This is a genomic window from Agreia sp. Leaf335, from assembly GCF_001423605.1.
Classification (GTDB): Bacteria; Actinomycetota; Actinomycetes; order Actinomycetales; family Microbacteriaceae; genus Agreia.
The window spans coordinates 1,145,988-1,169,484 of record NZ_LMOQ01000001.1; the positions used below are offsets into that span (position 1 = coordinate 1,145,988).

Annotated in this window: 24 protein-coding genes; 11 read left to right on the forward strand and 13 right to left on the reverse strand. The window is 66.8% G+C overall.

The window, feature by feature from the left end:
* The first annotated feature begins 17 nt into the window (after positions 1-17).
* Positions 18-842 carry a UbiA family prenyltransferase gene (locus ASF79_RS05510; RefSeq protein WP_235500651.1) on the forward strand — a complete coding sequence of 275 codons (825 nt, stop codon included), beginning with the start codon at positions 18-20 and terminating at the stop codon, positions 840-842.
* 15 nt (positions 843-857) lie between these two features.
* Here ASF79_RS05510 and ASF79_RS05515 read toward each other — a convergent pair whose 3' ends face one another.
* Both ASF79_RS05515 and ASF79_RS05520 read right to left on the reverse strand, forming a co-directional pair.
* On the reverse strand, positions 858-2,033 hold the full coding sequence (locus ASF79_RS05515) for a coiled-coil domain-containing protein (protein WP_055852660.1): 1,176 nt from the start codon (positions 2,031-2,033) through the stop codon (positions 858-860).
* A 49-nt stretch (positions 2,034-2,082) separates the two neighbouring features.
* Positions 2,083-2,712, reverse strand: a complete 630-nt coding sequence (locus ASF79_RS05520; protein WP_055852663.1) for a mycothiol-dependent nitroreductase Rv2466c family protein — start codon at positions 2,710-2,712, stop codon at positions 2,083-2,085.
* Positions 2,713-2,876: 164 nt separating this feature from the next.
* On the opposite strand from ASF79_RS05520, the gene ASF79_RS05525 reads away from it, so the two are divergent.
* The gene (locus ASF79_RS05525) at positions 2,877-3,431 is read left to right on the forward strand and encodes a YceI family protein (RefSeq protein ID WP_055774439.1); all 555 of its coding nucleotides are present in this window, start codon (positions 2,877-2,879) and stop codon (positions 3,429-3,431) included.
* A 42-nt stretch (positions 3,432-3,473) separates the two neighbouring features.
* Here the strand turns inward: ASF79_RS05525 and ASF79_RS05530 are convergent, their stop codons facing one another.
* From ASF79_RS05530 to ASF79_RS05550, 5 genes are all read right to left on the reverse strand, one after another.
* Complete coding sequence (locus ASF79_RS05530) at positions 3,474-4,457, reverse strand: alpha/beta fold hydrolase (protein ID WP_055852665.1); 984 nt, start codon at positions 4,455-4,457, stop codon at positions 3,474-3,476.
* Positions 4,458-4,504: 47 nt separating this feature from the next.
* Positions 4,505-5,602, reverse strand: a complete 1,098-nt coding sequence (locus ASF79_RS05535) for a winged helix DNA-binding domain-containing protein (RefSeq protein ID WP_055852668.1) — start codon at positions 5,600-5,602, stop codon at positions 4,505-4,507.
* Positions 5,603-5,642: 40 nt separating this feature from the next.
* Positions 5,643-9,110 carry a DNA polymerase III subunit alpha gene (locus ASF79_RS05540; protein ID WP_055852671.1) on the reverse strand — a complete coding sequence of 1,156 codons (3,468 nt, stop codon included), beginning with the start codon at positions 9,108-9,110 and terminating at the stop codon, positions 5,643-5,645.
* Positions 9,111-9,115: 5 nt separating this feature from the next.
* Positions 9,116-9,442, reverse strand: coding sequence for a DUF6504 family protein (locus ASF79_RS05545; RefSeq protein ID WP_055852674.1), 327 nt, complete (start codon positions 9,440-9,442; stop codon positions 9,116-9,118).
* Between the two features lie 104 nt (positions 9,443-9,546).
* On the reverse strand, positions 9,547-10,122 hold the full coding sequence (locus ASF79_RS05550; protein ID WP_055852677.1) for a hypothetical protein: 576 nt from the start codon (positions 10,120-10,122) through the stop codon (positions 9,547-9,549).
* Positions 10,123-10,285: 163 nt separating this feature from the next.
* Here ASF79_RS05550 and ASF79_RS05555 point away from each other — a divergent pair, with 163 nt between their 5' ends.
* Together ASF79_RS05555 and ASF79_RS05560 are read left to right on the forward strand one after the other, a co-directional pair.
* On the forward strand, positions 10,286-11,503 hold the full coding sequence (locus tag ASF79_RS05555; protein WP_055853192.1) for a sensor histidine kinase: 1,218 nt from the start codon (positions 10,286-10,288) through the stop codon (positions 11,501-11,503).
* Complete coding sequence (locus ASF79_RS05560) at positions 11,500-12,102, forward strand: response regulator transcription factor (protein WP_055774428.1); 603 nt, start codon at positions 11,500-11,502, stop codon at positions 12,100-12,102. Before ASF79_RS05555 ends, ASF79_RS05560 begins: the two co-directional genes overlap by 4 nt.
* Here the strand turns inward: ASF79_RS05560 and ASF79_RS05565 are convergent.
* Both ASF79_RS05565 and ASF79_RS05570 read right to left on the reverse strand, forming a co-directional pair.
* Positions 12,099-13,181, reverse strand: a complete 1,083-nt coding sequence (locus ASF79_RS05565) for an App1 family protein (protein WP_055774427.1) — start codon at positions 13,179-13,181, stop codon at positions 12,099-12,101. The genes ASF79_RS05560 and ASF79_RS05565 overlap by 4 nt on opposite strands.
* 35 nt (positions 13,182-13,216) lie before the next feature.
* On the reverse strand, positions 13,217-13,954 hold the full coding sequence (locus ASF79_RS05570) for an SOS response-associated peptidase (protein ID WP_055852679.1): 738 nt from the start codon (positions 13,952-13,954) through the stop codon (positions 13,217-13,219).
* A gap of 67 nt (positions 13,955-14,021) precedes the next feature.
* On the opposite strand from ASF79_RS05570, the gene ASF79_RS05575 reads away from it, so the two are divergent.
* The 5 genes from ASF79_RS05575 to ASF79_RS05595 all read left to right on the forward strand — a co-directional run bounded on the left by ASF79_RS05575 (position 14,022) and on the right by ASF79_RS05595 (position 18,026).
* On the forward strand, positions 14,022-14,684 hold the full coding sequence (locus ASF79_RS05575) for a TetR/AcrR family transcriptional regulator (RefSeq protein ID WP_162239067.1): 663 nt from the start codon (positions 14,022-14,024) through the stop codon (positions 14,682-14,684).
* 135 nt (positions 14,685-14,819) lie between these two features.
* Positions 14,820-15,680: an ABC transporter ATP-binding protein gene (locus ASF79_RS05580; RefSeq protein ID WP_055774418.1), complete on the forward strand. Its 861-nt coding sequence runs from the start codon at positions 14,820-14,822 to the stop codon at positions 15,678-15,680.
* Entirely contained in the window at positions 15,677-16,363 is a 687-nt protein-coding gene (locus ASF79_RS05585) for an ABC transporter permease (protein ID WP_055852686.1), read from the forward strand. The genes ASF79_RS05580 and ASF79_RS05585 overlap by 4 nt, the downstream gene beginning before the upstream one ends.
* Positions 16,360-17,097: an ABC transporter permease gene (locus ASF79_RS05590; protein ID WP_055777172.1), complete on the forward strand. Its 738-nt coding sequence runs from the start codon at positions 16,360-16,362 to the stop codon at positions 17,095-17,097. The genes ASF79_RS05585 and ASF79_RS05590 overlap by 4 nt, the downstream gene beginning before the upstream one ends.
* A gap of 2 nt (positions 17,098-17,099) precedes the next feature.
* Complete coding sequence (locus tag ASF79_RS05595; RefSeq protein ID WP_055852689.1) at positions 17,100-18,026, forward strand: glycine betaine ABC transporter substrate-binding protein; 927 nt, start codon at positions 17,100-17,102, stop codon at positions 18,024-18,026.
* A 67-nt stretch (positions 18,027-18,093) separates the two neighbouring features.
* On the opposite strand, the gene ASF79_RS05600 is transcribed toward ASF79_RS05595, so the two are convergent.
* From ASF79_RS05600 to ASF79_RS05615, 4 genes are read right to left on the reverse strand one after another with little or no spacing between them, the layout of a single operon-like run.
* The gene (locus ASF79_RS05600) at positions 18,094-18,942 is read right to left on the reverse strand and encodes a CPBP family intramembrane glutamic endopeptidase (protein ID WP_055852693.1); all 849 of its coding nucleotides are present in this window, start codon (positions 18,940-18,942) and stop codon (positions 18,094-18,096) included.
* Positions 18,881-19,573: a DedA family protein gene (locus tag ASF79_RS05605; protein ID WP_055852696.1), complete on the reverse strand. Its 693-nt coding sequence runs from the start codon at positions 19,571-19,573 to the stop codon at positions 18,881-18,883. Before ASF79_RS05605 ends, ASF79_RS05600 begins: the two co-directional genes overlap by 62 nt.
* A gap of 49 nt (positions 19,574-19,622) precedes the next feature.
* Positions 19,623-20,567 (reverse strand): M56 family metallopeptidase, encoded by a 945-nt coding sequence (locus tag ASF79_RS05610; protein WP_082495692.1) that lies wholly within the window; start codon positions 20,565-20,567, stop codon positions 19,623-19,625.
* A gap of 2 nt (positions 20,568-20,569) precedes the next feature.
* On the reverse strand, positions 20,570-20,950 hold the full coding sequence (locus ASF79_RS05615; RefSeq protein ID WP_055774399.1) for a BlaI/MecI/CopY family transcriptional regulator: 381 nt from the start codon (positions 20,948-20,950) through the stop codon (positions 20,570-20,572).
* Between the two features lie 96 nt (positions 20,951-21,046).
* Here ASF79_RS05615 and ASF79_RS05620 point away from each other — a divergent pair, with 96 nt between their 5' ends.
* Together ASF79_RS05620 and cydB are read left to right on the forward strand one after the other, a co-directional pair.
* Complete coding sequence (locus ASF79_RS05620; protein WP_055852702.1) at positions 21,047-22,483, forward strand: cytochrome ubiquinol oxidase subunit I; 1,437 nt, start codon at positions 21,047-21,049, stop codon at positions 22,481-22,483.
* Between the two features lie 2 nt (positions 22,484-22,485).
* A complete protein-coding gene (gene cydB, locus ASF79_RS05625) occupies positions 22,486-23,496 on the forward strand; it encodes a cytochrome d ubiquinol oxidase subunit II (RefSeq protein WP_055852706.1) in 1,011 nt (336 codons plus the stop codon).
* The last annotated feature ends 1 nt before the right edge of the window (position 23,497 follow it).

Consider the following 23,497-nt stretch of genomic DNA (forward strand, 5'->3'; position numbering starts at 1 on the left):
GACGTATGCTCCGTGGGATGATCAGCGCGTCCCACCCGGGGCCAGCTGTGGCCGTCACCCTGGTCACGGTCATCCTCGCGATAGGGGTCGGTATCGACCCGGCGCGGGCCGTTCTCGTCGGTGCCGCCATGCTCGCCGGTCAGCTGTCGATCGGCTGGAGCAACGACTGGATCGATGCCGATCGCGATTCGGCCGTGGCTCGCTCGGACAAGCCGATCGCATCCGGCCGTATCAGCCGCTCGGCGGTTCGCACGGCCGCCATCGCGGCCGTGATCGTCGCCGTGCCGTTGTCGCTCCTCCTGGGGCCGCTGGCCGCGCTGGTGAACATCGTCGGAATCGCCTCGGGGTGGAGCTACAACGCGTGGCTGAAGCGCACTCCGGCGTCGGGCGTGCCCTACCTGATCACCTTCGGAACGCTTCCCCTCTTCGTGACGCTGTCGTCGGCCGATCCTCGGCCTGCGGTGTGGTGGGCGATCGCTGTCGGCGCGCTCCTGGGCTTCGGGGCGCATTTCGCCAACGTCCTCCCCGACCTCGACGACGACGCGCGCACAGGGGTTCGCGGTCTGCCTCACATACTCGGCCGCCGGCCGTCTGCCGTCGTCGCGTTCGCCTCGCTCGCCGTCGCATCGCTCGTCGCGTCGATCGGCATCGCTGCGTCGTCACCCGGACTGATCGTCGTCTCTGTGATCGGGCTCGTGGCCGGCGCGACGATAGCGGCGGCGGGGATAATCTTGGCCCTCACCAGGCCGCCGACGCGATTGCTGTTTCAGCTGATCATGGCCAGCGCCGTGGTCGACGTGATTCTGCTGACGACGGCCGGATCGAGCCTCGTCGGGCGCTGATCGGGGCCCGACCGATCAGTACCAGTGCGGCGAATTGCCGTTCCAGAACGCCAACGCGCTGCACGGCGATCCGTACCTGCCGCTGATGTAGTTAAGCCCCCAGGTGATCTGCGTCGCGGCATTGGTCGGCCAGTCTGGAGCCACGTCGGCCATCTTGTTCGCAGGCAGCGACTGGGGAATCCCGTACGCTCCGCTGTCGGGGTTGTACGCGTTGACGCGCCAGCCGGACTCGCCCGTCCAGAGGCGAACGAGACAGCTCTGCTGTTCGGCGCCCCAACCGTAGGAGCCCAGCATGTTGAAGGCGATCTGCTTCGCCTCGTCGGGTGACGCGACCGATCCGGAGTCGGGCACCCAGGCGCTGCCGTCGCCGCCGCTGTCGTTCGCCGCGGCCTCCGCGGCAGCCGCAGCCTCTGCGGCCGCTTTGCGCGCGGCCTCTTCTGCGGCCTTGGCCAGGCCATCCCGGTAGCCCTGCTCGGCTGCGGCGGTGGTGTTCTTCAGCGTCGCGAGCTGCTGGTAGAGGGTGGCGCTGTGCGCCTTCTCCTCGGCGACCTGGGCGTCGGCGGCAGCCTGTGCGTCTTCCGCCGCTTCGAGCGCCGTCTCCGCCTCGGTCGAGAGTCGGTCGCGTTCGGCCAACGCCGCGTCGGCCTGCAGCCTCAGTGACGACGCGTTGTTGGCCGCGATCTCTGCGGCGTCGCGCAGCCCCACCGTCTGCGATGTGAGCTGGCTCATGGTGCCGAGCTTGTAGAGCAGTTCTTTCGACTTGTCGCCGTTCAGCAGCAGGTTCACCGTGCCGTTGTCGCCGCCGGACTTGTAGAGCTGCGCGGCGATCTGACCCACCTGTCGCTTCGCAGTGTCGGCTTTGGCGGATGCCTGGGTGGCCCTGGTATCGAGGTCGTCGGCCGAGGTCTGCGCTGCGTCTCGGTTGTAGGTCGCGACGAGGTACTCCTGGCCGCGCTTCAACGCCTCGTTGCTGAGCGTGGTGGCCGTGGCCTCGAGCTCGTCGAGTAGTCCGGTGATCCTGTCGGCCTCCGCCTGAGCGCTGGCTTCGTTCTGCTTCGCCGCCTGCACGTCGTCCCACGAGGGGTAGTCGGCGGCGCGCAGGGGGCCGGCGGTGGCGCCCGTCAACGGCACCGCGACGAGCGCGGTGACCGTCGCGAGCACGCCGAAGAATCTCAGAACGGAGTGAGCCATGATCTCCAGGGTAGGCGAAGCGTTTTCGAATCCCGGGATTACCGGGACTTTAGGAGAAGATCGGGTCGCGGGTGCGGCTGCGCTTGAGCTCGAAGAACCCGTCGTACGACGCCGCGGCGACCACTCCATCCCAGAGTGCGAGCGCCTGCTCGCCCTTCGGCGCGGGTGAGATCACGGGGCCGAAGAACGCGACGCCGTTCACCGCGATGATCGGAGTTCCGACATCGGCACCGACCAGGTCGATGCCGCTGCGGTGGGACGCGCGCAACTCCGCGTCGAACTCGAACCGGCCCTCGGCATCCGGAAGAGCGCGATCGGCGATCGACGCGTCGAGACCCGCCTCTGCCAGCGACTCGGCGACCTCGGCCTCGACGTCGGTCGCCCGCTCGTCGAGGTGGATGCGCCGACCGAGAGCGTCGTACAGCGGCTTGAGAGTCTCTTCGCCATGCAGGGCCTCGGCTGTCGCCACGACGCGGGCGTAGCGCAGGGCGCGCGGGAAGAAGGCCCGGTAGTCCTCGGGCACGTCGTTGTTCTCGTTGAGGATCGCGAGGCTCATGATGTGCCAGTGCACGTCGAGGTCGCGATGGGTGGCGACCTCGTCGACCCAGCGGCTTGTCATCCATGCCCAGGGGCACGAGGGGTCGAACCAGAAATCCACGCGTGTGTTGTCATTCGTCATTCTGCAATCCTCTCAACTGCCGCCCCACTGTGTCGCCGCATGACGACATTCACCGGCTATTCAGGATCTCGTTTCACCGAAGTGGAATAATCACCGTGGTACATGCATTTGTATCGAAGTGGGTTCTGACCCACTCCCTTCTGTCTCAGACGAAAAGAGAAATCATGACCGACACGATCACCATCCCGGGTTACAAGGCCGGCACCTGGACAATCGACGCTTCGCACTCCGAGGTCTCGTTCAGCGTCCGCCACCTGCTCATCAGCAAGGTCAAGGGCAAGTTCGAGAAGTTCGACGCCACCTTCACCACGGGCGAGAACCCCCTCGACTCCACCGTCACGGCCAAGGCCGAGGTCGCCTCGATCAACACGAACGACGAGAACCGCGACGGTCACCTGCGCACCAACGACTTCTTCGACGCCCCCACCCACCCCGAGCTCACCTTCGTCTCGACGGGTATCCGCTACGAGGGTGGCGACTTCCTCGTCGACGGAGACCTCACGATCAAGGGCGTGACCAAGCCGGTCACGTTCGACCTCGAGTTCGGTGGATTCCAGGACGACCTGTACGGCAACTACAAGGCCGGACTGACCGCGACGACCAAGATCAACCGCAACGACTTCGGTGTCAGCTGGAACGCTCCCCTCGAGACCGGCGGAGTCCTCGTCGGCGACGAGGTCACCATCACGATCGACCTTCAGGCCTCGCTCCAGAAGTAGTCATTCCGCGGGTCCTCCGCGTATCGAAGCCGTCGTCCGGAATCACCGGGCGGCGGCTTCGTCGTTTCTGAGCGGGGATCGTCGGGGCGTCAGGAATCCGAGCGCTTCGAGCGTCTCTCGCGGACGCTCGACATGGGCGAAGTGGCCGCAATCGCCGATCTCCGCCAGCGTGGCGAGGGGTATCGCGCGGAGCAGTCCGGTGAGGTCTCGAGAGGGAACGAACGAGTCGGCGTCGCCTCGAACAGCCCAGACGGCGCACCGGATGCTCGCCCAGCGTTTGGCCGGATCGTATCCGCGGGTCGCTTCGGCGGCGCGGACGAAGCTGTCGGGGCGAACCTCGAGTGCCAGAGCATCGACGACCGAGCGGGGTACGCGCAGCGGGTGCCGGAAGAGCGGGCTGACGGCGAGGCGCAGCAGTCCGATCTTCTGCACGGCGTGTACCAGCCCGACGCCCCGATCCCCGCCCATCCGGAGTAGACGGAACACGCCGAGTAGAAGAGTGAACCCGGGAACGGCGCCGAACGATCGCAGCGGATGCTCGACGCTCGCCAGCACCGAGAAGGTGGTCGCCGAGACGAGGCGCACGGCCTCGACGTGCGCCGGTCGGATCGATGCGAGGTGCAGGGCGATGAAGGCCCCCAGTGAATGGCCCGTGATGTCGGCTCGGGTGTATCCGAGGTGGGTGACGACCTGCCACACCACGTCGGCCAGCGAGTCGAGGGTGAGACGCGACCGGATGCGGGGGCCGGGCGAGTCGCCCCACCCGGGCAGGTCGACGGCCACCACATCGGTGAGCGGTTCGCCGGCGGCGCGAGCCGCAGCGAGCAACGGCGTCCAGGTCGTCCAGCTTCCGGCCGCTCCGTGCAGCAGAAGGATCGCGGTCGATGCGGTTCGGGTCGGCGATCGATGCACGCGGATCGGGCCGAGCTCGGTCTCGATGGTGCTCGAGATGAGGCTCGACGCCGCCGAGTCGGCGTCGAGGCCGAACGGAGCGTAGCGCGGTGAGGAGGCATCGGCGGGAGTCATATCGAAGGGTCTTCGTTGTCGCAGGGGCGCGCGGATTGCGGCAGACCTCAGCAGTCGGCGATCGTCGTCTCACCCTGGCCGAGCCCCAGATATCGTGCGTACCCTCGGGCGGCCTTCACGTAGCGGGCGGTGACCGTGGAGGTCGTCGGCGCGAACGTCGACGCTGCGATGTCGACCGATGCCCGTCGAATCGTTCGCCGCCAGGTGCCGACCACCTGACCGTTCGAGACGACCATCGGCAGGAAGATGCCGTTCGAGCCGGGCACGACGCGGGCGCTGTGCTCTCGAGCCAGAACAGCATCGCGGTTCTCGTACCCCAGGAGGTATTCGTCGAAGCCGGGGAGCAGAACGAGCCCGGGTGCAACGGGCTCGTCCGCCTGGTCTGCCGAGAGATAGTAGGTCGTGCCGTCGACCGCTAGGCGGCGAAGTCTGTCGCCGGCGCCCTCGATGCCTCGTCTCGCCTCCGGCACCAGGACTTTGCTCCACCAGAGGAGATCGCGAAGCGTCGCCGGGCCGTGCGACGTGAAGTAGCGCACCGCGAGTTCGGCGAGCGCCTCATCGGTGGAGAGCTGGCGCGGCTCCGTCACCCATTCGTCGGTCAGCACCACGGCCTGCCCCGAGGCCCCCATCGGACCGAAGCAGATGAGGCCGGCATGGGCCAGGTACCAGATGATGTGGCCACCGCGCTGATGGTCGGTCGCGACGCCGGCAGCGTCGAGCTCGGCGAGCAGGGCCGCCCGCGACAATCGCCCACCCCCTTGCAACGAGTTGCGGACGACACCGGCGGCGCGCGAGAAGGTCTGTTCGTCGAGCCCCAGGCCGGCATGTCTCGTCTTCGCGCCGCGCAGGGTTCTGTCGCGGGTGAGGGCGAGCATCCAGCCGAGGTCTGCCGCGGGCGTCACGTGGAGTGTTCCCCGGAAGGGCCATGACCGCACGATCGAGCCCTCGGTGAATGCGTGGTCGACATCGGCGATCGTGGAGCCCGGGCTGCGCACGGCCAGAGCCCACTGCGCCGACGACAGGTCTTGCGCCTGCATCGCGAGCATCGAGAAAGCTACTTCTGCGGGTGAGGAGAATGTGCTCGCCGCCAGGTGCTGGGAGACCAGCCTGAGGTTCGCGATCCGAGCGCGGTCTGTGCGTCGCATGCGCCCATTCTGCTCGGGCTGGCGATCGGTGTCACGGAATTCACGACGCCTCACGCGCCTGACGCTGCTGCGTCTGCTGCCACTGCGCCCACAGCGCCTTCAGATCCCAGGCGTTGCTCGCCTCGATCGAGATTCCGCGTTCTCCCGTTCGCCGCGTCTTTCCCTGGATCACCATGAGCTTCGTTCCGAAGAGCAGAGGTCCGGCCCGGTCTTGGGCCTCCTCGAAGAATGTGGAGTCCGAGCACCCCGAGCCGTCGTCGAGGCTGATGAACACCACTCGTTTGCCGCTGCGCATCGGGGGAGTCTGGGTCGCGACGCGGATTCCCGCCACCAGCACGGTCGTGCCGTTCCAGCAGTTGAGAAGCTCGCTCGCAGGCAGGACGCCGAGCTCGTCGAGCAGGGGACGGTAGCTCTCGATCACGTGTTCGCTGATCTCCATCTGCAGCACATCGAGTTCGGTCGCCACCCGCTCGATCATGCTCGGCGGCTCAGCGAGCTCGGTCAGCTGTTCTCGGTCGTCGACGAAGATGGGCAGGGTCGGCTGGATGTGCCGGGTCGCGGGACGCTTGCCCCTCGCGATCAGCTCGCGCACTCGCGCCATCACATCGCCGCGCGATGCAGCTGCATCACCCACGGCCTCACCGGGCGCGGCCAGTGAGTCGAGAGCGCCGACCAGGCCCAGCCGGGTGAGCAGGGCGCGTGACGGCGCGGCACGCTGGTAGAAGTCGCCGATGCCGACGTAGGGCTGGTTCTCGAGGATTCGCTCGAGTTCGGCCGCGGTGATTCCATGCACGTCGCTGAGCGAGAGGCGGATGCCGAGGATCACGTCGTCGGGATCGGCGAGCACCCCGTGCGATCGGGGTGGCTCGATGCGCTCGACCGTGTAGACCTCGCGAGAGGCGCTGACGTCGAGCGGCAGGATCGGCACACCCATGCGTCGGGCCTCGGCGAGCAGCAGCCGTTTAGGGTACATGCCGGGGTCGTGGGTGAGCAGAGCGGCCACGAACTCGGCCGGGTAGTGCGTCTTCAGCCAGGCGCTTTGGAACGTCGGCAGGGCGAACGCTGCTCCGTGGGCCTTGCAGAAGCCGAACGAGCCGAATCCTTTGAGCACGGCCCAGATGCGCTCGATGGCCCGGTCGTCGTAGATGCGCGCGCCGTCGCTATCGACGTTCGCTGCGGTCTGTTGACGGAATCGCTCTTCGACACGAGCATCTGGGTCGTCGATCGTTCGTCTCATCTCGTCGCCTTCGGCGAGCGAGACGTTCATGCAGGCCGCGAAGATGCGCAGGATCTGCTCGTGGTAGATGACGACGCCGTAGGTGCTTTCGAGGAAGGGGCGGAACGTCGGGTGCAGATACTGAGGTTGGGCGAAGCCGTGCTTCGTGTCGAGGAAGGGCGCCACCATGTTGCCCTTCATCGGGCCGGGGCGGAACAACGAGATGTCGGCGATGAGGTCTTCGAACTCGGTGGGCTGCATCTTGCCGATCAGTTCGCGTTGGCCGGGACTCTCGATCTGGAACATACCGAGGGTGCGGGTGGTGCGGATCGCCTCGAAGGTCGCTTCGTCGTCGAGGGGAATCTCGTCGAGTTCGATGATGCCGTCTGCGCTGACGTAGCGCGCGTCGACGGGCAGGCCGCCCGCGTGGGCCGTGCGACGACCGTGAACACGGTGGATCTCGGACACCGCATAGGCCAGCGTGCTCTGCATGCGCACACCGAGGACGTCGAGCTTCAGCAACCCCGCGTCGTCCATGTCGTGCTTGTCGTACTGGCTCATGGGCAGGCCCATGCCACTGGGTTGCACGGGTGTTGTGTTGAGAAGCTCGTCGTTGCCGAGGATGACGCCGCACGGATGCATGCTGATGTGCCGGGGAAGGCGGTCGAGTCGTTCGGTGAGATCGACGAGCATGTCGATCTGGGCATCGTTCTTGACCAGGGCGGCGATCTCGCGGAGTTCGGGCTTCTCATCGAGCACCTGACGAAAGTCACGCGCGTTGAACCGCCAGAGGTTGGTGGCGACGAGATCGATCTGGGCGTCGTCGAGCCCCAGGGCGAGTCCGGCATCGCGCGCGGCGCCGCGGGCCCTGTAGGTGTTCTGCATCGACATGAGGCTCACCCGGTTCTGGCCGAAACGCTCGAAGATCGCCCGATAGATGTCGTGCCGCCTGGCCGATTCGACGTCGATGTCGATGTCGGGCAGAGTCGATCTCTTGTTGCCGAGGAAGCGTTCGAACAGCAGATCGTGTCGGATCGGATCGACGTTGGAGATGCGCAGTGCGTAGTTCACCAGGCTTCCGGCTCCGGAGCCGCGCGCCTGGTTGCGCACGTTCATGGAGCGCATGAGCGACGACACCTCCGCGACGGTGAGGAAATAGCTGGCGAAGCCGAATCGGCCGATCGTGTCGATCTCTGTGTCGAGGCGGGTCTTCAGCGACTCGACCTCGCTCGATCGTGCATCGGCATAGCGCTCGAGGAGGCCGGATTCGCTTCGTCGACGCAGCTCGACGAGCGGGTCGCCCTCGATGCCGAGGACCGTTTGCGAGGGAAGCTTGGGTCGCCGCCAGGCGAGGTCCTCACGCGGGTCGAGTCGGCAGGTGTCTGCCAGGCGCTCTGTGCTCGAGAGCAGCTGCTCGGCTGCCGATCGGGGCAGCGCAGAGTGGTCGACGATGAGAAAAGCGAGTCGCCTCATGGCATCGGCCGACTTGAGCCAGGCCTGGGCGTTGGGTTGAGGCTGGAATGCGCCGAGGGGGCGGAGTCTGTCGGCCGCGTCGAGCACGTCGCCCGTGACCGCGTCGTCGGGTCTGAGGTAACGCACGGCGTTGCTGAGCACGGCAGGCACGCCGACGCTGTCGGCGAGTTCGAGCATGCGCGCGGCGTGGCGGATGCTCGCGCGCTCGCCCGGTTCGGTGAGGTGGCACACCACCTCGACCGCGATCGCGCCGGGCAGCAGTCTCTTCCATTCGGCCAGCATGGATGCCGCGAGTGAGAGATCTGCCGCGGCTACCGCCTGCGCGACGTCGGAATCAGGGCCGAGCAGTACCGTCGCGACCGGGCCGGACTCCCCGATGAGAAACCCGCTGGGACGGGAGCGCTGAATGCCGACATCGTTCGGACGCCGCGGCATTCCGTCGCCTGCAGGGCTGTGGGCGGCACTGATCAGCCGACAGAGTGCAGCCCATCCCTCTCCGGAGTTGTGGCCGTGCGCCAGGACCGTGATGCGGGCCGGCGTCGAGGACGGGGGAGCCGGGGAATCGGCCTGCCTGCCCGGGGTCGAGGCTCGCGCCGATCTCTCTGGCAGCAGAGCCAGGTCGACGCCCACGACCGCGTCGATGCCCGCGGCTATGCAGGCCCGCACATGCCGGATGGCGCCGTAGAGGCCGTCGCGATCGGTGATGGCCGCGACCTCGGCGCCGTCGCTCACAGCGGAAGCGACCAACGCCTCGGGCTGGGATGTTCCGAAGTGCGCGGAGTAGGCCGACGCGACATGCAGGTGGGTGAATCGGGGCATCGGCGTCAGGCGAAGAGCTGCGTGTCGAGAACGTCGTCGAAGGCGCGGGACATGTGCCACTCGCTCGGCGCGGAGCGCAGGGCGAGATCGAACGTGCCGTCGCGGCGCGGCATGCCGGCGGTGAGCGGCACGGCATCGACGCGCCACATCTCACGATCGATCAGCGCCCCGCCCGTGCCGAGAGAGGCCCTGCCGTCGAGCAGCCACCAGGGTCGTCGAGCGAACCAGCGTTCGGGTGCGCTGATGACTCCGTAGTGCACCCCACGCCACTCGAATCTCAGGGGAGAGCCGTCGTCGGACAGCTCGACGGTGACGGGTTCTTCGATGTTCATGGCCGCTCTCCAATCGGGAGACATTCGAATATATCTTCTATATTCGAAGTGTACGAACCGGCACCGACATCCGCCACTCGCCCCGGCGTGGCGTGCGAGCGCGACTATGCGACGGTGTGCACGACACCGCCGACGACGACGCCGAGAAGGGTCGTCCAGCCGATGATGGCGAGACCCTGCCAGAACAGCACGCGTCGCGCGGCCACTCCCGACGCGGTGAGCATCGTCGCCGTGAACTGCGTCGGCAGCAGCAGAGGCCCGAGCAGACTGACTCCGGGAACGCCGTAGCGGTCGAGCGCGCGCTGGAATTTCACCCAGCGAGCCGTCTTTCGGCCCGACTCCGGTGCATCCACGTCTGCGTTCTCGTCTGCGCTCTCGTCATGCGCCCCGGGGCCGGCGCCGACCCGGGTCGCGTCGCGGGCCTCGGCCCTACTTCGTCGGTGGCTCACGATCGCCGAGCGTGTTCTCGAGCTGAGCGTCACGAGCACGAGTACGCAGAGGAAGTTGCCGGCGATACCCGCCAGCACGGCGGCCACGGGATGCACTCCGCCGATGACGCCGATGACGGCGGCCCCCTCGCCTTCGATGAAGGGCACGGCGCCTGCCAGGGCGACGATCAGCGGTTGAACGAACTCCGGAACCTGGGCGACCAGATCCTGGAAGCGGGGGATGAGGTCCATGGTGTGACTCCTTCTCGTGTGGCGGCACCCGGATCGACGGTGCCGGTGTCATGGTCAAGCCCAGCGCACGAGCTGCCCCTTCGACAGTGTCGGTCTGTCACCTCCTGTCGGGTCTTATGCCCGCCGCGGCCGTGACATCTGTCACGCGCCTATGGTGGTGGACGTGACGCATCCCGCAGACTCTCGCCGCGCATCCGATACGACCGGGCGACCGGGCTCGACGACGGCGCGGGGAGTCGTCGCCACCTGGTGGTACACGGCGTCTGCGGTCGTGTTCTTCGAGGTCGTCATCGTGCTGATCTGGGCGGCGACGCTGATCCAGAGAGGAGAACAGGCGGCGACACTGCTCGTGGTCTCGGCTGCGGGACTGATCTGGATCGCCTCGACCCTGCCGCTGGTGCGCACCTATCGGCATCGCACGGGTGAGACGACGAGCCTGCCCGGCCGCTCTGTTCTCGTGCCGCTGCTGGTGGCTGTGGCCGCCGGCACCGTCGTCTTCTCAGTGAGCGGTCTCTGGTTGATGCTCGCGCTGCCGCTGGCGCAGTCTCTGCAGCTGCTCGACTGGCCGCGCCCTGTGCGCCTGCGCCTGGTGATCGTCGTCACGGTGCTGCTGGTGTGTCTCTGGGGGCTCGACGTCAACGGCGCCTTCGCGGGGCCGGGAGGCGGCGACTACTTCGTGTTCGGCTTCTACACGAGCGTTCTTCCGTTGATGACGGTGTTCTCGCTCTGGTGGTGGGACGTTCTCATCGCGCTCGACCGCGCCCGGATCTCCGAGTCGCGCCTTGCCGCCGCGGAGGAACGCTTGAGCGTTGCGACAGACGTGCACGACCTGCAGGGTCATCATCTGCAGGTGATCGCCCTGCAGCTGGAGTTGGCCGAGCGCCTGCTGCCCGATGACCGGGATGCGGCGCTGCAGCAGCTGCGCGCGGCGCGAGTGAGCGTCGACGAGGCACGCCAGGGAACCAGGGACCTCGCCACGCGCTTCCGCTCCGTGCCCCTGCCCGACGAGCTGGCGAATGCCCGAGACCTCCTCCGTGCGGCGGGCATGGCGGCAGACACGCGTGTCTCACCGGATGCGGCCGATGCTCCTGCCTCGGTCTTCGCACCCGTCATCCGTGAGACGACGACGAACGTGCTCCGTCACGGCGGCGGACGCCGGGCCGCACTGGCCCTCACCCGTGGCGGCGAGCAGTGGCGCTACGAGATCCGAAACGACACCGGGGAATCCGACCCGATGATCCTCGCCGACAACCGCGGATCAGGGCTCGACGGCATCGCTCGGCGCGTGGGCGCGGCCGGTGGTTCCTTGACCGTGACGACAGACGATGGTGAGTTCTGCGTGGTCGTCACTGTTCCGGACAACCGGGCGGTGCGAGCATGATCCGGGTGCTTCTCGCCGACGACGAGGCGATGATCCGCTCCGCCCTCGCGGCCCTGCTGCGCCTCGAGGGCGACATCGACGTGATCGCCGAATGCGCCGACGGCGAGGAGGCCGTCGCCGAGGCCGAGCGGCTGAAGCCCGATGTGTGCCTTCTCGACCTCGAGATGCCCGGCCTCGATGGAGTCGAGGTCGCCGAGCGGCTTCGACGCACGGTCAGCGCGCGGTGCGTGGTGGTCACCCGTCATGCGCGCCCCGGTGTGCTGAGACGTGCGCTCGCGGCCGGAGTGGCCGGCTTTCTGCCCAAGTCGCGGGATGCCGGAGAAGTTGCCGCGGTCATCCGGCGCGTGATGGCGGGAGCCCGGTACGTCGACCCGGAGATGGCGGCCGACGCGTTGAGCGACGAACGCTGCCCGCTCACCGATCGAGAGCTCGACGTCTTGCGCGTCGGCCGACGGGGCGAGACGACCGCCCAGATCGCCCGGCAGCTGAAGCTCGCGCCCGGAACGGTGCGCAATCACGTATCGGCCGTGCTCGCGAAGCTCGCCGTCGATACTCGTCAGCAGGCCGTGTTCGTCGCCCAGGAACGCGGCTGGATCTAGCGCGGCGGAAGTTGGAGGATGCCGGCCTCCGTGAGCTGGGCTGAGATGCCGGCGCCATCGGGGGCGTAGACCCACGTCGCGCCGGTCTGCTCGGTGTGCACCTCGTCGTTCGAGCGGCCTCCGGCCAGAACGGCCTCGCTCGGCGAGAGCTGTCGGATGGCGACCGCGGCGATGCTCTCGGGAAAATCGATGGCGAAGTCCGCGTAGATCTCCTCGTCGTGCTGCCCGTCGTCGCCGATGAGCAGCCAGCGCACGTCGGGGAACTCGCGTGCGAGCCGCCGCAGGTTCTCTCGCTTGTGCTCGCGTCCGCTGCGGAACCAACGATCGTGCGTCGGACCCCAATCGGTGAGAAGCAGAGGGCCTGCGGGGTAGAGGTTGCGTGAGAGGAAGCGGCTGAGCGTGGGCGCGACGTTCCACGCGCCCGTCGAGAGGTAGATCACGGGGGAGGTGGGGTTCTCCGTGGTCAGGCGTTCGAGCAGCACGGCCATTCCGGGCGTGGGCACCCGTGCGTGCTCATCGAGCACGAAGGTGTTCCAGGCAGCCAGAAGAGGCCGTGGCAAGGCCGTGACCATCACGGTGTCGTCGATGTCGCTGACGACGCCGAAGCGAGACGAGGGATCGAGGACGAAGATCGGAGCCTCGACCGTCTGGCCGCCGTCGATCCCGATGGTGACCGTCTGCCACCCGGGCTCGAGTACGACCTCGATGACCGCATCCACGACGCCGCCGCGATCGGCGGCCACCGTGTGGGACCCGCCGCCCGCCTCGACCGTGACCGAGGCGTTGCCGAAGGGGACGCTGGTGAAGCTCCTCCACCCGCGAACGCTCTCGTGCTGCGTGCGGGCCTTGCGGTCTTCGCGCGATCCGGGTCTGGGCGGGGTCGTCAGCAGCACCCGGGCGAGGACCCTGACCCAGGTGGTCGACCCGTATCCCGTGAACGGGATGACCGTGGGCACCTTGCCGCTGGCCTGTGCCCGTTTCTGACGGAACTCGTGCACCGCGTCTTCGATGCGGGCCGCACGGTGAATGATGACTTCGGCGCCCTGCTTGGCCGAGAGGGGCTTATCCGATTTCCGCACACCCCAGTGTCGCACGCATCCGATTTGCCTCGCCGTCAGTCGACCGGCATGACCAGTTCGGGCGAGTCGTTGCCGACCGTGCCGACAGCGGTCCCGACCGTGTGGAACATCATGTCGTCGGCGAGCTCTTCGGCGGCCAGCGAGATGTCGGCGAGCAGTCCCGCGTCTCCGGTGGTGCGCGGGTCGAGCCAGTCCTCCATCAGTCCAGGCTCGAGGAACACGGGCATCCGCTCGTGCAGCGAGGCCAGCGGCCCCGCTCCGGCTCGAGTCAGGATGGTGGTCGAGAGCAGCCAACGAGCGGGATCGTCGGCTGCGACCGCAGGATTGCGCCACCACTCGTACAGTCCGGCGAAGAGGATCGGCTCGTCGTCGCTGGCTGAGACGAACTGCGGCCTCTTGCTGCCGTCGGGCGCGATCAACCACTCGTAGTATCCCGACGCCGGTATGGCGGCACGGCGCGCGGCGACGGCCTCGCGGAAGGCCGGCTTCTCTGCCGCTGTCTCGATGCGGGCGTTGAAGAGGGGCGCGGATGCTGTCGGCTCGGTCGCGAACCCGGGCACGAGTCCCCAGCGGGCCGACTCCAGCCGCCTCAGCACGGCGGGTGCGTCCTCGTCGGTCGCGGCAGCACGATTGACGGCATCGATGATCACCGGGACGCGCTGGGTCGGTGCCACGTTCCACGATGGCTCGGGTAAGTCGGCGCCTTCGACATCGACATCGAAGAGGGCGACCAGGTCGCCTGCTGCACGGGACACGACGAAACGACCACACATGTTCTCTATTCTGCCGCCCTCGCGCAACTAAGATGGTCAGCACATCCCTGATGAAAGGATCGGCGCCGTGCCTGTGAACAACGTCACCGAGGAAATCCGCCCCGACGCCGTGCAGGTGCGCAACGAACCCATTCAGGCTCGCAGCTCCGATCGCATCGCCGCTCTGCTCGACGCGGCGGCCGCCGTCGTCGACGAGGTGGGAATCGAACGACTCACCACGGCCCTCGTCGCAGACCGAGCCGAGGCCTCCATCGGAACCGTCTACCGCTACTTTCCCGACCGCATCGCGGTCTTGACGGCACTGGGAGCCCGCAGCATCGAGCGGTTCCTGCGGCAGTTCGAAGCCGACATCGCCGAGAAGACCCCCTCGAGCTGGATCGACGCGGTCGTCGTCTCTATCGGCTCTTCGGTCGCCATGCACCGCAGCGAGGTGGGCTTCACATCGATCAGACTCGGCGACCTGGTCTCGTCGCCCGAGACCGACGTGTCGCGCATCAAGACGCATCGCGTCGCGCAGAATCTGCATGACGTGCTCATCGAGAAGTACGGCGTCTCGAACGGGGCCGCGTTCCTGACGCGCCTCGAGGTCGCCGTCACCATGATCGACGCACTGCTGGTCCGAGCATTCATGCTCGGCGGCCCGGGCGACGACACGATCATCGACGAGTGCGAGCAGGTCGTTCGCGACTATCTCACCCGCAACGACGAGAGCGCCACGCCGCTCGCCTGACCTGAGTCGGCTGCACCTTAGCCTGCCGGACACAATTCGTCATTCCCGGCTCGCATGCTTTGCCGATTGGGGCGTTGCATGTTTGGCTGAGGTCACACGCGCGCACTCGTGCGCGCCAGACGAACGGGCCATGACATGATCGAATTCCGTCAGGTCTCGAAGCGTTTTCCTGACGGCACGCTGGCCGTCGAGGACTTCAGCCTCGTGATCCCGTCGCGCAAGACCACGGTCTTCGTCGGGTCCTCCGGCTGTGGCAAGACCACCATCCTGCGCATGATCAACCGCATGATCGACCGGTCATCCGGCTCGATCGAGATCGACGGCGAAGACATCGTCGGTCTCGACAAGGTGAAACTCCGTCGTCGCATCGGCTACGTGATGCAGAACTCCGGGCTGCTGCCCCATCGCAAGGTGGTCGACAACGTCGCCACCGTCCCCCTTCTGAACGGGGTTCCGAAGCGGGAGGCTCATGCCCGGGCCCTCGAACTCCTCGACACGGTCGGTCTGGATCGCTCCCTTGCGAACCGCTACCCGAGCCAGCTCTCGGGTGGTCAGCAGCAGCGCGTGGGCGTCGCCCGTGGACTGGCGGCCGACCCGAACATCCTGCTGATGGACGAGCCGTTCGGCGCCGTCGACCCGCTCGTGCGCGCAGAGCTCCAGCAAGAACTCATCCGGCTGCAGCGCGAGCTCGACAAGACGGTCGTCTTCGTCACACACGACATCGATGAGGCATTCCTGCTGGGCGACCAGGTGGTCATCCTGCAGAAGGGCGGCGTCATCGTGCAGAAGGGCTCGCCGACCGAGATCCTCACGGCTCCGGCCAACGACTTCGTGGCCGACTTCATCGGAGCGACCAAGGGCAAGAGGGCGCTGCACATCGACCGGCGCGACGGGCGCGACGTGGTGCTCGACAGCGAGGGCCGCGCTGCCGGAGTCCTGGTCGACGGTGCCCCGTCCGGCGGCGACCCGAGGCCCCTCGAGGACGAACCGGCATGAACTGGATCATCGAGAACCTGCCCCTCATCGGACAGCGCACTCTCGAGCACCTCGCACTCAGCATCCCGCCCATCGTTCTGAGCTTCGTCCTCTCTGTTCCACTCGGCTGGGTGGCGAACCGCTACCGGCTCAGCCGCGGAGTGCTGCTTACGGTGCTCGGCCTGCTCTACGCGATCCCCTCTCTGCCGCTCCTCATCGTTCTCCCGATCGTCCTGGGAACGGGCGCGAGGGATTCGATCAACGTCGTCGTGGCGCTCACCCTCTACGGCATCGCGCTGATGGTCCGCACGACGTCGGATGCCCTCGGCTCGGTGTCGTCGGACATCAGCCAGTCCGCCACCGCGATGGGATTCTCGCCGTGGACGCGCTTCTGGAGGGTCGATCTGCCGTTGGCGGGTCCGGTGCTTCTCGCGGGCATCCGCGTGGTGGCGGTCAGTACCGTCAGCCTCGTCACGGTCGGTGCGGTCCTCGGCATCAAGAGCCTCGGGCTGCTCTTCACCGACGGATTGCAGCGCAACATCGTGGCAGAGGTGCTCGCCGGCATGGTGGCCACCATCGCGCTCGCACTGCTGATCGACGCGGCACTGGTGCTCCTCGGTCGGCTTCTCATGCCGTGGGCGCGTGCGACCCGGGCCTCCTCCACGCGTCGCTCGCGGCTCACCGCAGAGGCGGCCGCATCGTGAATCTGCTCATCGACGCCTTCGCCTGGATCTTCGATCCGGCCCATCTCGGGGGACCGAACGGCATTCCGATTCGTCTCGTGCAACACCTCACGATCAGCCTGGTCGTTCTCGTCATCGCGAGCGTCATCGCGATCCCGCTGGGGTACCTCATCGGGCATACGGGTCGCGGTCGCAGCCTGGCCGTGAGCCTGACCGGGGGATTCCGGGCGCTGCCCACCCTCGGCCTGCTCATCATCGTCGCGCTCTGGCTCGGAATCGGCGTGGAGGCCCCCATCATCGCGCTGGTGGTGCTGGCGGTCCCACCGATTCTGGCCGGCGCCTACTCGGGGTTCGAGGCGATCGATCGCCGCACGATCGACTCCGCTCGGGCCGTGGGAATGACGGAGGGTCAGATCGTGCGCAAGGTCGAGGTTCCGCTCGGCCTTCCCCTGCTGATCGGAGGGCTTCGTTCGGCGACACTCCAGGTCATCGCGACGGCGACCCTCGCCGACTACGTGGGTGCCGGCGGCCTCGGGCGCTTCATCTTCGTCGGCCTCAAATCCAACGACTACTCCCAGATGCTCGCCGGGTCACTGCTCGTGATCGCGCTCGCGCTGCTCAGCGAGGGAATCTTCGCGGTGTTGCAGAAGTTGGTCGTACCACGCGGCGTCGTCGCAAACCAGAACACAGATGTCCGCACGCCGTCATCCCGACGCGTCGCGGTGGTGGGGTCTCCCACCCAAGAGAGGAAATAACGATGTTCACAGCAAACATTAGGAAGGGCCGGATCGTCGCAAGCGTTATCGCGGTCGGTGCCGTGGTGGCACTGGCAGGGTGTGCAACATCCGATCCGCTGGACGCCGGATCCACTGATGCGGCCAGCACCGACTCCATCGTGATCGGCTCGCAGGACTACTACTCGAACGAGATCATCGCCGAGATCTACGCCCAGGCGCTCGAGGCCAACGACTACACCGTCGACCGCCAGTTCCGCATCGGTCAGCGTGAGGTCTACCTTCCCGAGATCGAGGCGGGCAAGATCGACCTGTTCCCCGACTACAGCGGCAGTCTGCTGCAGGCGCTCAAGCCCGACACGAAGGCGACGACGAGCGACGATGTCTACTCCGAGCTCGAGGCGGCTCTGCCCGACGGCCTGCGCGCGCTCGACAAGTCCGAGGCGAGTGACCAGAACTCGTACACGGTGACCGAGGCCTACGCGGCCGAGAACAAGCTCACCGACATCGCCTCGTTGAAGAACGTCACGACTCCGATCGTCGTCGGCGGCAACGCGGAGCTCGAGACCCGCCCCTACGGCCCGGCAACGCTCAAGGAGAAGTACGGAATCGACACGACCTTCCAGTCGATCGAGGACTCGGGCGGACCCCTGACCGTGAAGGCGCTCGTCGACAACACGATCCAGTTGGGCAACATCTACACGGCCGACCCCAACATCAAGTCGAACAACCTCGTCGCTCTGACCGACCCCGATGGCCTGTTCGTGGCCGACAACGTCGTGCCCGTCGCGTCGAAGAAGGTCGACGACAAGGCAGCAGACGTCATCAACAAGGTCAACGGTGCGCTGACCGAAGACGATCTCGTCGAGTTGAACTCGCAGAGCGTCAACGACCAGAAATCGGCCGAGGTCATCGCCAAGGCGTGGCTCGCCGAGAAGAAGCTCTTCTAAGCCTTCTGTCACCACGAGCGGGTCCGTCGACCGAGGTCGACGGGCCCGCTCGTTCGTGGAGCGGGCGTCATCTACTGGTGGCGAAAAAACCCAGAAGAGCCACGCCATTGAACACCATGTGCGCGACGATGCCGGGGCCCAGACGACCAGTACGGGTCGCGAGCGCGGCATTGGCCAGCCCGAGAACGAGCGTCGAGGTGCCGAGCACGAGGAGTGTGGTCAGATCGGGCGCCTGATACAGGTGCATGGCCATGAAGGCCACTGACGAGATCAGAATGCTGGCCAGCAGGGCGCTGCGCGCCCGAGCCGCGGAAGGCGGAGCAGTGCGCGGGTGCGATGCCCGGCCGCGCAACACACCGTTTCTGATCGCCCGCAGCAGCAGCCCACGGAAGAAGAGCTCCTCGACGAGGGGAGCCACAAGGGTGGTGGCGACCACGGTATTGAGGACGATCCAGACGAGATCGCTTTGCATCGGCACATTGCTCGTCGGCACGCCGCCGGTCAGCCCGACCAACGGAATCGCGATGATGACGCCGACGATCTTCGCCGCGATCCCCACGCCGAGCCCGGTGGCCAGGTCGACCGGCCGAAAGCGCAGGCCGAAGTCCCGAGCGAGTGAGCCGGTTCCCCGTGAACGCGCTGCATGGAGGGCCGACAGGAACAGCGCACCGTACCCCGCGAGCACAGCCGCGAAGAGCAGCGGGCTCTGCGCCGCGCGCGGCACGAACAGGGCGACGGCGTTGACCACGATGAGGATCGCGACGAACAGACCGATCCCGATGGCGAACTGAGGCAGACCCCAACGGATGGCCGCGTCGGGACGATATCCGATCGACGAGTAGTCGTCGGCCGCCTCAGCGGGGGAGTGCGCCCCGCTCGGCGGAGTCAGGGGAATCGGGGGAGTCTGGTGCGTCATTCATATGCCTCTCCTCACCGCGCGCGATGACTTTCTTCACGATGATCACAACGATGACAAAGACCACGATGGCGGCCACGAAGATGTACCCCGCGAAGTGTAGGCGGTCGGCCAGCTCGCGGTAGCTGCCGGCGGCGACCGAGCCGGCGGTGACGTAGGCGAACGACCACAGGATGCAGGCGGGCAAGGTCCACGCGATGAATCGGCGGTAGGTCATCGTGCTCATGCCCACGGTGACGGGGATGAGAGAGTGCAGCACGGGGAGGAAGCGGGAGAGGAACACGGCGATGCCTCCGCGGCGATCGAGGTAGCGCTCTGCCCGCTGCCAGTGCCGCTCTCCGATTCGTCGCCCGAGCCGCGAGTGGCGGATCCGCGGGCCGAAGTAGCGACCGAGCATGAATCCGATGCTCTCGCCGCCGAGTGCGCCGACGATGGAGGCCAGGGCGAGCGCGACGTATTGCACCGGGCCCTGCACTCCGGTGGCGGTGACGAGCAGTACGGTGTCGCCCGGAACGATGAGACCGAGCAGGATGCTCGTCTCGAGCAGCATGGCGACACCCGCGATGAGGGTGCGCCACACGGGATCGACGCCGGACACCGTGTCCAGTATCCAACTGAGAATCTCGTTCACGCCCCGAGCCTATGACCTGTCGGTGTCGATGACCTGGGGATGCGCCCGATCACAGCAGGGCGACGAGCACGGCGACGGGCACGGCGACGAGGACGACCCCGGTCGTGAGCACGAGGGCGCGAGCTGCCCGGGAGAGAGAGTCGGGTGGGGAGATCAGACGCGATACCCGTGCCCCGAGTGTCTCGGGATCGGCCTCGGGCACGATCTCGTCTGACGGGAGAGGTGCGGACGCGGGGTCGCCGTCTCTCCAGGGGGAGCCGACGATGGCGATCGCCGTGGCGAGCGAGGCGTCGTCTACCTCGCGACGAGCGTCGTCGTCCGCCAGCATCTCGACGAGGAGGGCGACGGCCTTCTCGGCGCGGTTCGCGATGGGAAACCACGGGAGCGCGATGTTCCACGCCTTGAAGGCGAGCAGCACGAGATGGTGATACTGGCGGAGGTGCGCCCGCTCGTGGGCCAACACGGCCCGGAGCTGCGCGGCATCCAGAACCCGAACCAGGCCCTCGGTGAGCACCGTGATCGAGCGCACGCCGGGAAGGCAGTACGCGACGGGTGCAGGGAAATCCAGCATGCGCGTTCCGGGGCTGCCCTGAAGCGGCGAGCTGAGGAGTTCGATCAGTGCTCGATGCCGATGGCGCTCGCGGGCGGTGTTGGCCGCCGTGGTCGCGAGACTCAGCACCAGGTGAACTCCGAGCACCACGGCCCCGGCCAGCGAGACGATCTGCAAGGCGCCGGCCTGAGCGGGCACGGGGCCGTCGAGGAGGTGGCCGGAGAGGAGTGTCGATGCGATCCCCAGGTCGTTCTCGAAGGGCGTCAGGCCGAACGCCAACAGTGCCCCGATCATCGAGAGACCACCGGAGAGGGCAACCGCCTGCCACAGCGCCAACGCGGTGCCCGGGGCGCGGGCGGGCCACGCCGCTTTCGACAGGGCGATGGGAACGGGCCACGCCAGAGCGAGGGCGAGAACCGCGAGCCCGATCCAGGCTCCGGTCACCGTCAGTTACCGGTGCCGCGGGATGCGAGGAGGCGGCGAAGCGTTTCGGCTTCGGTCGGTGAGACCCCACCGACGAAACGGGCGAGAGCGTCGTCTCGATCGGGCGCGAGCTGCAGAACCTCGTGCATGAGCTCGGCCGTGTGCTCAGACCGCGAGTTGACCGCGTGATATCGGTGCGGCCTGGTGGCGCGGCTGCGCGAGACGAAGCCCTTGCTCTCGAGGCGCGAGAGCACGGTGAGCAGAGTGGTCGTCGCGAGTTCGCGACGCTTGGCGGGAGCCTCGGCTGCCACCAGCCGTTCGCCGAGTTCGGGGGCGGAGAGGCCGTCGGGGGACTCCCACAGGGCGTTCATCACCGAACGCTCGAGTACGCCGAGAGTGATCATGCGACAAGACTACCTTTTCGTTTCGATATGTTCTACGCTCTGTAGAAGAAGGATTTCTACGTTGTGTAGAAGTCTACTTCCGAAGGGGAACTCTCCATGAACGAGTGGCTCGATCCACTGCTCCTGTCGCGTTGGCAGTTCGGCCTCACCACCGTCTACCACTTTCTCTTCGTACCCATCACGATCGGCATGGCGCTCACCGTCGCGCTGTTCCAGACCGCGTGGGTGCGCACCGACAAAGAGAAGTATCTGCAGCTCACAAAGTTCTTCGGAAAGCTCTTTCTCATCAACTTCGCGATGGGCGTCGTCACGGGAATCGTGCAGGAGTTCCAGTTCGGAATGAACTGGTCCGACTACTCGCGGTTCGTGGGCGACGTGTTCGGAGCGCCGCTCGCCATGGAAGGCCTGCTCGCGTTCTTCTTCGAGGCGACATTCATCGGTCTCTGGATCTTCGGCTGGGACAAGCTGCCGCGCGGCCTGCACCTGGCCACCATCTGGGCGACCGCGGTCGGCAGCATCCTCTCGGCCTACTTCATCATCGCCGCCAACGCGTTCATGCAGAACCCGGTGGGCTACGACATCAACGAGGCGAAGGGGCGTGCCGAACTCACCGACATCTGGGCACTCCTCACGAACAAGGTGGCGCTCGCGGCGTTCCCCCACACGATCTTCGCCTGCTTCATGGTCGCCGCCGGTCTCATCATCACCGTCGCCGCCTGGCACCTCTCGCGCAATCAGCACCTCGACACCATGCGCCCGGCGCTCAAGTTCGGCCTGTGGATGATGATGATCGCGGGTGCTCTCACCGTCTTGACCGGCGACTCGCTCGGCCTCGCCATGGTGCAGACGCAGCCCATGAAGATGGCGGCCGCGGAGGCGATGTACACGACATCGACGGGAGCCGACGCCTCGTTCAGCATCTTCACCCTCGGCACGCCCGACGGCTCGAGCGAGTTGTTCTCGATCCGCATCCCGTACCTGCTCTCTTTTCTCTCGACGCACACCTTCGACGGCACCGTCGAAGGCATCAACGATCTTCAGGCTCAGTACGTTCAGCTCTACGGCCCCGGCGACTACACGCCCACCATCTGGGTCACCTATTGGGCGTTCCGGTGGATGATCGCGCTCGGCGTTCTGCACGTGTTCACCGCGTTCGTCGGTCTGGTGCTGACCCGAAAGAAGAGCGCCCTCGGCGCCCGCCTGTTCGCGGGCCGCTGGGGCCGTTGGATCTGGAAGGCCGCGATCTGGAGCTTCCCGCTCTCGCTGGGCGCCATGATCATGGGCTGGGTCTTCACCGAGATGGGCCGGCAGCCGTGGCTCGTGTTCGGCCTGCTCAAGACGGCTGACGGCGTCTCGCCGAACGTCACCGGCCTCGAGGTGCTGATCTCTCTGATCGCCTTCACCCTCATCTACGGCTCTCTCACCGTCGTCGAGTTCAAGCTCATCAAGAAGGCTGCCCAGAAGGGCCCGGACGACCTTCCCGAACCCCATCCCGAGACAGGCGTGCGACGCCAGGAAACGACGGTGTACTGATCATGGACCTCACGATCGTCTGGTTCGGAATCATCACATTCCTCTTCATCGGGTACTTCGTTCTCGACGGCTTCGACTTCGGCGTCGGAATGTCGATTCCGTTCCTCGGAAAAGACGACACCGACCGCCGGGTCATCATCAACACGATCGGCCCGATCTGGGATCTGAACGAGACCTGGCTGATCGTCGCCGGCGCCTCGCTGTTCGCGGCGTTCCCCGAGTGGTACGCGACCCTGTTCTCGGGCTTCTATCTGGCGCTGCTCCTGATCCTCTTGTCGCTCATTCTGCGCGGTGTCTCGTTCGAGTATCGCCACCAGCGGCCGGAGGCCGCCTGGAAGCGCCGATTCGACGCCATGATCGTGATCGGTTCTGCCGTCCCCGCTTTCCTGTGGGGCGTCGCGTTCGGCAACATCGTCCGCGGTGTTCCGCTCGATTCGGGTTTCAACTACACCGGGTCGTTCTTCGACCTCCTGAACCCCTACGCGCTCCTCGCCGGGCTCACCACACTGCTGCTCTTCTTCACGCACGGCACGCTGTTCGTCTCGTTGAAGACCGACGGGGAGCTGCAGCGACGAGCCCGGCGGTTGGCCGGCCGCTCGGGGCTGCTCACGATCGTCGTCGCCGCGTCCTTCCTCCTGTGGACGACCCTGGCGTACGGCACCTTCTGGTCGGCCGTGCTCTCTCTGGTCGCTGCGGTCACGCTGATCTCCGCCGTGCTCGCCAACGCGCGGGGGCGCGAGGGGTGGGCGTTCGGCGCGATGGCGGCGACCGTCGCGTTCGCCGTACTCAGCCTGTTCCTCTCGCTCTTCCCCGATGTGATGCCGGCCTCGAACAACCCGGCCAACAGCCTCACCATCGCGAACGCCTCGTCGTCGGCCTACACGCTGCAGGTCATGACCTGGGTGGCCCTCGTGGCGCTCCCGCTGATCCTCGCCTACCAGGGCTGGACATACTGGGTGTTCCGCAAGAGGATCACCCGTGCGCACATCGAGGGTGCGCAGGCGGCACACTAGA

Coding starts and splice junctions, on each gene's coding strand:
- ASF79_RS05620 (WP_055852702.1), top strand. CDS start 21,047: ATGAACGAGTGGCTCGATCCACTGCTCCTGTCGCGTTGGCAGTTCGGC.
- ASF79_RS05545 (WP_055852674.1), bottom strand. CDS start 9,442: ATGAACATCGAAGAACCCGTCACCGTCGAGCTGTCCGACGACGGCTCT.
- ASF79_RS05585 (WP_055852686.1), top strand. CDS start 15,677: ATGAACTGGATCATCGAGAACCTGCCCCTCATCGGACAGCGCACTCTC.
- ASF79_RS05535 (WP_055852668.1), bottom strand. CDS start 5,602: ATGCGACGCACAGACCGCGCTCGGATCGCGAACCTCAGGCTGGTCTCC.
- ASF79_RS05515 (WP_055852660.1), bottom strand. CDS start 2,033: ATGGCTCACTCCGTTCTGAGATTCTTCGGCGTGCTCGCGACGGTCACC.
- ASF79_RS05510 (WP_235500651.1), top strand. CDS start 18: ATGATCAGCGCGTCCCACCCGGGGCCAGCTGTGGCCGTCACCCTGGTC.
- ASF79_RS05550 (WP_055852677.1), bottom strand. CDS start 10,122: ATGGACCTCATCCCCCGCTTCCAGGATCTGGTCGCCCAGGTTCCGGAG.
- ASF79_RS05615 (WP_055774399.1), bottom strand. CDS start 20,950: ATGATCACTCTCGGCGTACTCGAGCGTTCGGTGATGAACGCCCTGTGG.
- ASF79_RS05570 (WP_055852679.1), bottom strand. CDS start 13,954: ATGTGTGGTCGTTTCGTCGTGTCCCGTGCAGCAGGCGACCTGGTCGCC.
- ASF79_RS05560 (WP_055774428.1), top strand. CDS start 11,500: ATGATCCGGGTGCTTCTCGCCGACGACGAGGCGATGATCCGCTCCGCC.
- ASF79_RS05580 (WP_055774418.1), top strand. CDS start 14,820: ATGATCGAATTCCGTCAGGTCTCGAAGCGTTTTCCTGACGGCACGCTG.
- ASF79_RS05520 (WP_055852663.1), bottom strand. CDS start 2,712: ATGACGAATGACAACACACGCGTGGATTTCTGGTTCGACCCCTCGTGC.
- cydB (WP_055852706.1), top strand. CDS start 22,486: ATGGACCTCACGATCGTCTGGTTCGGAATCATCACATTCCTCTTCATC.
- ASF79_RS05600 (WP_055852693.1), bottom strand. CDS start 18,942: ATGACGCACCAGACTCCCCCGATTCCCCTGACTCCGCCGAGCGGGGCG.
- ASF79_RS05540 (WP_055852671.1), bottom strand. CDS start 9,110: ATGCCCCGATTCACCCACCTGCATGTCGCGTCGGCCTACTCCGCGCAC.
- ASF79_RS05595 (WP_055852689.1), top strand. CDS start 17,100: ATGTTCACAGCAAACATTAGGAAGGGCCGGATCGTCGCAAGCGTTATC.
- ASF79_RS05525 (WP_055774439.1), top strand. CDS start 2,877: ATGACCGACACGATCACCATCCCGGGTTACAAGGCCGGCACCTGGACA.
- ASF79_RS05530 (WP_055852665.1), bottom strand. CDS start 4,457: ATGACTCCCGCCGATGCCTCCTCACCGCGCTACGCTCCGTTCGGCCTC.